Origin of the sequence: Actinoplanes sp. NPDC049316 (assembly GCF_040677315.1) — a bacterium.
In the GTDB taxonomy this organism is placed as follows: domain Bacteria; phylum Actinomycetota; class Actinomycetes; order Mycobacteriales; family Micromonosporaceae; genus Actinoplanes.
On record NZ_JBFAQM010000008.1, the window covers coordinates 213,432 to 219,940 of the forward strand.

The window sequence follows — 6,509 nt, forward strand, 5'->3', positions numbered from 1 at the left end:
TGCGACACGGATCTTGCGGGGGCGGCTTTGTCGCCTGATCAGGTGGCGAATGGGGCATAACGGGCGCGGTTGTCCGTCATGTCCGCATGTGAAGAGGCCGTCCTCGCGGACGGCCTCTCAGGTGTGTCGGTGTTCCGACGGGCTCCGGGCTTCTTTCGCCGCTGCTTCTTCAGTAGCGGCGCTTTCGCCCTGCTGCTTCGTCCGTGGCGGCGCTTTCGCCCTGCTGCTTCGTCCGTGGCGGCGCTCTTTGCGCCGCTCGGCTTCGTCAGACGCGGGCGCGGCGGGCCAGGCGCTCCGGGTCCAGGATGATCACGCTCTTGCCGTCGAGGCGCAGCCAGGCCCGCGAGGCGAAGTCGGCGAGCGCCTTGTTGACCGTCTCTCGCGAGGCGCCGACGAGCTGGGCGAGCTCCTCCTGGGTCAGGTCGTGCGTCACGCGCAGCACGCCGCCGTCGCGGGTGCCGAACCGGCCGGCCATCTGCAGCAGGTTCTTGGCCACGCGGCCGGGAACGTCGGTGAAGATCAGGTCGGCGAGCGCGTCGTTCGTCCGGCGCAGCCTGCGGGCGAGCACCCGGAGCAGCTGCTCCGCGATCTCCGGGCGGTTGTTCAGCCAGGGGCGCAGCGAGGACTTCTTCAGCCGGGCCAGGCGCGTGTCCGTCACCGCGGTGGCCGTGGCCGTCCGCGGGCCGGGGTCGAACAGCGACAGCTCGCCGAGCATGTCCGACGGGCCCATGATCGAGACGAGGTTCTGCCGGCCGTCCGCGGCCCGCCGGCCGAGCTTGATCTTGCCGGAGAGAACGATGTAGAGACTGTCACCCGCCTCGCCCTCATTGAAGACGATGTCGCCCTTGCGGAACTCGATCGTCTCCATCTCCTTGGCGAGCGCCTCGGCCGCCTCCGGGTCCACACCCTGGAAGATCCCGCTGCGAGCCAGTACCTCATCCATCGCTGTACCTCCGAATACGCGCTTCGCCGCGCACGATCAGTCTAGGCGCACGCGGGCCGGAAACGGGCGGCACCCCTCGATCCAGATCTCGCAGCGTAACCACCACGGCCGCCGGATCGTCGAAAGTCCGTCGCTCTCGGTGAGCGATGGTCGGCCGTTCGACGGTCGCGACGGCTTGTCGCCCGACGGTATCGTCCGGATCGATGAATTCCCAGCCCCCACCGCACCGGCCCGGCCTGTTCGGCCGGCCGATCCTGACCGTCACCCTCGTCGTGGCGGTCCTCGCCGGCGCCGGCCTCGGTGGCGTGGCGCTCGCCGACCGCGGCCCGGAACGCGCGGCCGCCACCTGGCACGCCGCGCCCACCTCCTCGCGCGCCTCCGGGACGGATCCCGCAGCGGATGAGCCGGAGGAGACGCCTGCGGAGAAGCCGGACACGATCACGTTCTCGGCCACGGGCGACATCATCATGGGCAGCGCGCCCAACAAGCTGCCCGCCGGCAACGGCAAGGGCTTCTTCGACTCGGTCAAACCGGGGCTCAAGTCCGACCTCGTGATGGGCAACCTCGAACAGCCGCTCACCGAGGACACCGGCACCTCCAAGTGCGGCACGCCCCCGCGCGACAACTGCTTCGCCTTCCGGTCGCCGCCCTCGTACGCCGGGCACCTCAAAGAGGCCGGCTTCGAGCTGCTCAACACGGCGAACAACCACTCCAAGGACTTCGGTACGCAGGGATACCGAAACACCGTCGAGGCGCTCGAGGGCGCCGGCCTCAAGCACACCGGCGCCCAGGGCCAGATCACGGTCGTCGAGGTCAAGGGCGTGAAGGTCGCGGTCGTGGGCTTCTCGCCGTACGCGGGGGCGAACAACCTGAACGACCTCCCGGCGGCACGGGCGGTGATCCAGGAGGCGAGCGGGCAGGCCGACGTCGTGGTGGTGCAGGTGCACATGGGCGCGGAGGGCGCCGACAAGGGCCACGTGAAACCGGGCAACGAGCTGTTCTTCGGCGAGAACCGGGGCGACCCGATCAAGTTCTCCCACGCCGTCGTCGACGCGGGCGCCGACGTGGTGGTCGGGCACGGGCCGCACGTGCTGCGCGGCATGCAGTTCTACAAGGGCAAGCTCATCGCGTACAGCCTGGGCAACTTCGCCGGGGGCGGGCGGACGCTGAGCCGCGGCGGCGTCCTCGGGTACGGCGGCATCCTGCGCGTCACGGTCACCAAGGACGGGACGTTCAAGGGTGGCAAGTTCCTGTCGACGGCGATGAACTCCGCCGGGCGGCCCATCCGGGACTCCGCGAACGAGCGCGGGCGCGCGCGGGTCCGGGAACTGTCGGCGGCCGATTTCGGCGACACCGCCGCCAAGATCGACGAGAACGGGCTGATCTCCGCGCCGGCCTGATCCCCGTAGCGCCTGGTCATCGGTGCGGTGGCCGCGAGGCCGCGATTCCCGGTCCGTTCCGTGGCCGGGAATGTCGGTGGTGCGACGTACTCTTGCTCGCGTGAGTCGTCCCCTCGTCGCCGCACCCGCCGGTGCGGCCGTCCTCGCCCGGTCGGCCAAGCGATTCGCGGGGGAGACCCCCATCGGCCGCAAGCGCCGCGCCCGCAAGATGGCCAAGGTGCTGGCCGAGACGCACCCCGACGCGCACTGCGAGCTCGACTTCACGACGCCGCTGCAGCTCGCCGTCGCCACGATCCTCTCGGCGCAGTGCACCGACAAGAAAGTCAACGAGGTCACGCCGACGGTCTTCGACCGCTACCGGACCGCGGCCGACTACGCGTCCGCCGACCGGGCGCAGCTGGAGGAGGTCCTCCGCCCCACCGGCTTCTTCCGCGCCAAGACCGACTCCCTCATCAAGCTCGGCCAGGCTCTGGTCGAGCGGCACGACGGGGTTCTGCCCGGCACGCTCGAGGAGCTCGTGGCGCTGCCCGGCATCGGCCGCAAGACCGCCAACGTGATCCTCGGCAACGCCTTCGACGTTCCCGGCATCACCGTCGACACCCACTTCCGCCGCCTGGTCAACCGCTTCGGCTGGGTCCAGGAGGAGGATCCGGTCAAGATCGAGCACCTCGTCGCTGACCTCATCGAGAAGCGCGACTGGACCATGCTGTCGCACCGCATCATCTTCCACGGCCGGCGCGTCTGCCACGCGCGCAAACCGGCCTGCGGCGCCTGCACCCTCGCGACGATGTGCCCGTCGTACGGCACCGGCCCGACCGAGGCGGCCCCGGCGGCCAAGCTGCTCAAGGGCCCCCGCGCCCGCGACCTCGCCGCGCAGGCGGGCGTCGACCCCGACCTCGTCCCGGCGGCTGCGGTCACGGCACCGGAGGCGCCGTGAGCCGAGACCTCGCGGGCCGCCCGGCGCCCGGACCGGCACTGGCCCGGTGGCTGACCCCACCGCTGGTGCTGCTCCTGGCCGCCTGCACGGCGACTGAGGTCAAGCCCGGCCCCGACCAGCCGCCCGCGCCGTTCGCCGACTGCGCCGCCCTGGCCGGTCCGCCCGCCCCGGCGTCGCCCGCGGCAGGTCCGCCGTCCTCCGCCGGCTCTTCCTCGACCGGCTCTTCCGCTGCTGGTTCTTCCTCGACCGGTTCTTCGGCCGTCGGTTCTTCGGCCGTCGGTTCTTCGGCCGCGGGTTCTTCCTCGGCCGGCCCTTCTGCCGGCTCTTCCGTCGTCGGTTCTTCCCCGGCCGGGCTCTCCGCCGAGGCTTCGGGGATGCCTGCCGGCGGTGGGCCGGATGCCGGCGGTGGGCCGGATGCCGGCGGTGGGCCGGATGCCGGCGGTGGGCCGGATGCCGGCGCCCGGCCGGGTCTTCCGGACCTCGCGCTGCCGTGCTTCACCGGCGGCGCGCCCGTGCGCCTCACCGCCCTGCGCGGCCCGGCGGTCCTCAACCTCTGGGGCTCCTGGTGCGCCCCCTGCCGCGAAGAGCTGCCGCTCATGCAGGAGCTCGCCGACGCCACCACGGGCCGGCTGCACGTGATCGGCGTCGACACCCGGGACGACCGCGCCGCCGGCGCCTCGTTCGCGTCCGACCACGGCGTCAGCATGCCGACGCTCTACGACCGCGACAAGAAGCTGCTCACCGCACTCGGCAAGATCAATCTGCCGGTGACGGTGTTCCTCCGCGAGAACGGCGAACGGTACGTCTACACCGGCGAGGCGCTCGACAAGCCGGCCCTCGGCGCCCTGGTGCGCGACCACACCGGCGTGACGGTGGCCGGATGAGCGCGCCGGAGGAGCTGCCCGGGTGGTGGGAGCCGTTGCTGACCCGGGCGGCGTCCGCGCGTACCGAAGACTTCACCACCCTGCGGCCCCCGGCGACCGGTGGGCGGGCGAGTGCTGTGCTCGTACTGCTGGGAGAGGACCGTCCCAGCGAGCCGGACCTGCTCGTGCTGCAGCGCGCCGCCACCATGCGCAACCATGCCGGTCAGGCGGCCTTCCCCGGTGGAGCGGCCGATCCGGAGGATCGCGACGCGGCGGACACGGCGCTGCGCGAGGCCCGCGAGGAGGTCGGCCTGGACCCGGCGACCGCGACCGTGCTGGCCACCCTGCCCGACCTGTACATCCCGGTCAGCCGGTTCGTCGTCACTCCGGTGCTGGCCTGGTGGCACGCCCCGCACCCGGTCCGGCCGGTCGACCGGGCCGAGGTCGCCCACGTCGCCCGGCTGCCGGTCGCCGAGCTGGTCGACCCCGCCAACCGGATCCGGGTACGCCACCCCAGCGGCTGGATCGGCCCGGCGTTCCAGGTGCGCGGGATGCTGGTGTGGGGATTCACCGCCGGGGTGATCTCCGCGCTGCTCGACATGGCCGGTTGGAGCCGCCCCTGGCGCCCGGGGCCCATGATGGAGTTGCCCGACCCTCAGCTGCCCAACGGTTCCGTCCCGGCGACCTCGGCGCCGGCCGCCTCCGACGAGGTGGTCTCGTGACCGTCCCTTCTACCTTGAGCGAGTGCTTGTGGTCGATGGAATCCTGATCCTGCTCATGCTGGTCTTCGCGATCAGCGGATACCGGCAGGGTTTCGTCATCGGGGCGCTGTCCTTCGGCGGCTTCTTCAGCGGCGTGCTCATCGGCCTGCAGATCGGCCCGCTGATCGCCAACCAGTTCGCGGACGGCACGGTGCGGCTGGTGGTCTCGCTCGTCACCATCTTCGCGCTGGCGGTGCTCGGCCAGACCCTGGCCGGGTGGCTGGGTACGAAACTGCGGCGGGCCATCGAGAGCCGCCCGATGCAGCGCCTCGACGACGCGGGCGGCGCGATCGTGTCGCTGGTCGCCGTGCTGCTGGTCGCGTGGCTCATCGCCGTACCCCTCGGCTCGACGCCGTTCCCCGAGATCAACCGCCAGGTACGCAGCAGCGCGGTCCTCAACGGCATCAACAAGCTGATGCCGGAGGAGGCGCAGGCGCTGTCGGCGGGCCTGCGCGAGTCGCTCAACACCAACGGCTTCCCGGACGTCTTCGGCGGCCTGACCCGCACCAACGCGCGCGAGGTCGCCGCGCCCGACCCGGCGCTGGCGAAGAGCCAGGTGGTGATCAACTCCCGCAAGTCGGTCATCAAGGTCCTGGGCACCGCCCCGAGCTGCTCGCGGCGCATCGAAGGCTCCGGTTTCGTGTACGCCGACGAGCGCGTGATGACCAACGCGCACGTGGTCGCGGGCACCCGCCAGATCGAGGTCGAAACCCAGAACGACGGCCGCCTCCAGGGCAAAGTCGTCGTGTACGACCCCCAGCGCGACCTGGCGGTCCTCTACGTGCCCGGCCTCAAGGCGCCGACCATGAAGTTCGTCAGGAAGCCGGCGGGCACGAGCGCCAACGCCATCGTGCTGGGCTTCCCGCTCGACGGCCCGTACAACGCCCAGGGCGCCCGGGTCCGCGACGTCAGCAACATCACCGGCCCGGACATCTACGACTCGGGCAACGTGACCCGCGAGATCTACACGATCCGCGCGCTGGTGCAGAGCGGCAACAGCGGCGGCCCGCTCATCGCCCCGAACGGCGACGTCCTCGGCGTCATCTTCGCGGCCGCGGCGGACGACCGGAACGTGGGCTTCGCGCTGACGGCCGCGGAGGCAGCCAGCACGGCGCGGCTCGGCATCGAGCGCACCCGCGGCGTAAAGACGGGCGACTGCGCCTGACACCGGTCGGCCCGAGCACGCTGGGCCGGTCGGCGGCCCGCTGATCCGCGACCGGCCGCCGGGCCGGGCCGGGTCGGGTTGCTTGCCGGGTCGGGTTGCTTGCCGGGCCGGGTTGCTTGCCGGGCCGGCGGGTCGCTGGATCGTGCCCGGCTCGCCTGCTCGACCGGCCCACCTCAGCGAGAGGCAAGCCGCGCTGAGCTGTGCTGGGGTCGCACGTGCGGCGCTGGACCCGCGCGCGGCGAGTCGCGCTGTGCTGGCGTCGTGCGTGCTGCGCTGGACCGGTGACCCGCGCGCTGCGCTGGACTGGTGACCCGCGCGCTGCGCTGGACTGGTGACCCGCGTTGCGCTGGACTGGTGACCCGCGTTGCGCTGGACTGGTGACCCGCGTTGCGCTGGACTGGTGACCCGCGTTGCGCTGGACTGGTGACCCGCGTTGCGGT

Annotated in this window: 6 protein-coding genes; 5 read left to right on the top strand and 1 reads right to left on the bottom strand. The window is 72.0% G+C overall.

Annotation, left to right across the window (positions count from 1 at the left end; all coding sequences use genetic code 11):
- Nucleotides 1-265: 265 nt before the first annotated feature.
- A complete protein-coding gene (locus tag AB0K03_RS15470) occupies nucleotides 266-943 on the bottom strand; it encodes a Crp/Fnr family transcriptional regulator (protein WP_023562908.1) in 678 nt (225 codons plus the stop codon).
- Nucleotides 944-1,146: 203 nt separating this feature from the next.
- Here AB0K03_RS15470 and AB0K03_RS15475 point away from each other — a divergent pair, with 203 nt between their 5' ends.
- The 5 genes from AB0K03_RS15475 to AB0K03_RS15495 all read left to right on the top strand — a co-directional run bounded on the left by AB0K03_RS15475 (nucleotide 1,147) and on the right by AB0K03_RS15495 (nucleotide 6,069).
- Entirely contained in the window at nucleotides 1,147-2,343 is a 1,197-nt protein-coding gene (locus AB0K03_RS15475) for a CapA family protein (protein WP_364684678.1), read from the top strand.
- 100 nt (nucleotides 2,344-2,443) lie between these two features.
- On the top strand, nucleotides 2,444-3,280 hold the full coding sequence (nth, locus tag AB0K03_RS15480; protein WP_364684680.1) for an endonuclease III: 837 nt from the start codon (nucleotides 2,444-2,446) through the stop codon (nucleotides 3,278-3,280).
- Nucleotides 3,281-3,654: 374 nt separating this feature from the next.
- A complete protein-coding gene (locus AB0K03_RS15485) occupies nucleotides 3,655-4,164 on the top strand; it encodes a TlpA disulfide reductase family protein (RefSeq protein WP_364684682.1) in 510 nt (169 codons plus the stop codon).
- Nucleotides 4,161-4,865 carry a CoA pyrophosphatase gene (locus tag AB0K03_RS15490; RefSeq protein ID WP_364684684.1) on the top strand — a complete coding sequence of 235 codons (705 nt, stop codon included), beginning with the start codon at nucleotides 4,161-4,163 and terminating at the stop codon, nucleotides 4,863-4,865. The genes AB0K03_RS15485 and AB0K03_RS15490 overlap by 4 nt, the downstream gene beginning before the upstream one ends.
- Before the next feature lie 22 nt (nucleotides 4,866-4,887).
- Entirely contained in the window at nucleotides 4,888-6,069 is a 1,182-nt protein-coding gene (locus tag AB0K03_RS15495; RefSeq protein WP_364684686.1) for a MarP family serine protease, read from the top strand.
- Nucleotides 6,070-6,509 lie beyond the last annotated feature (440 nt).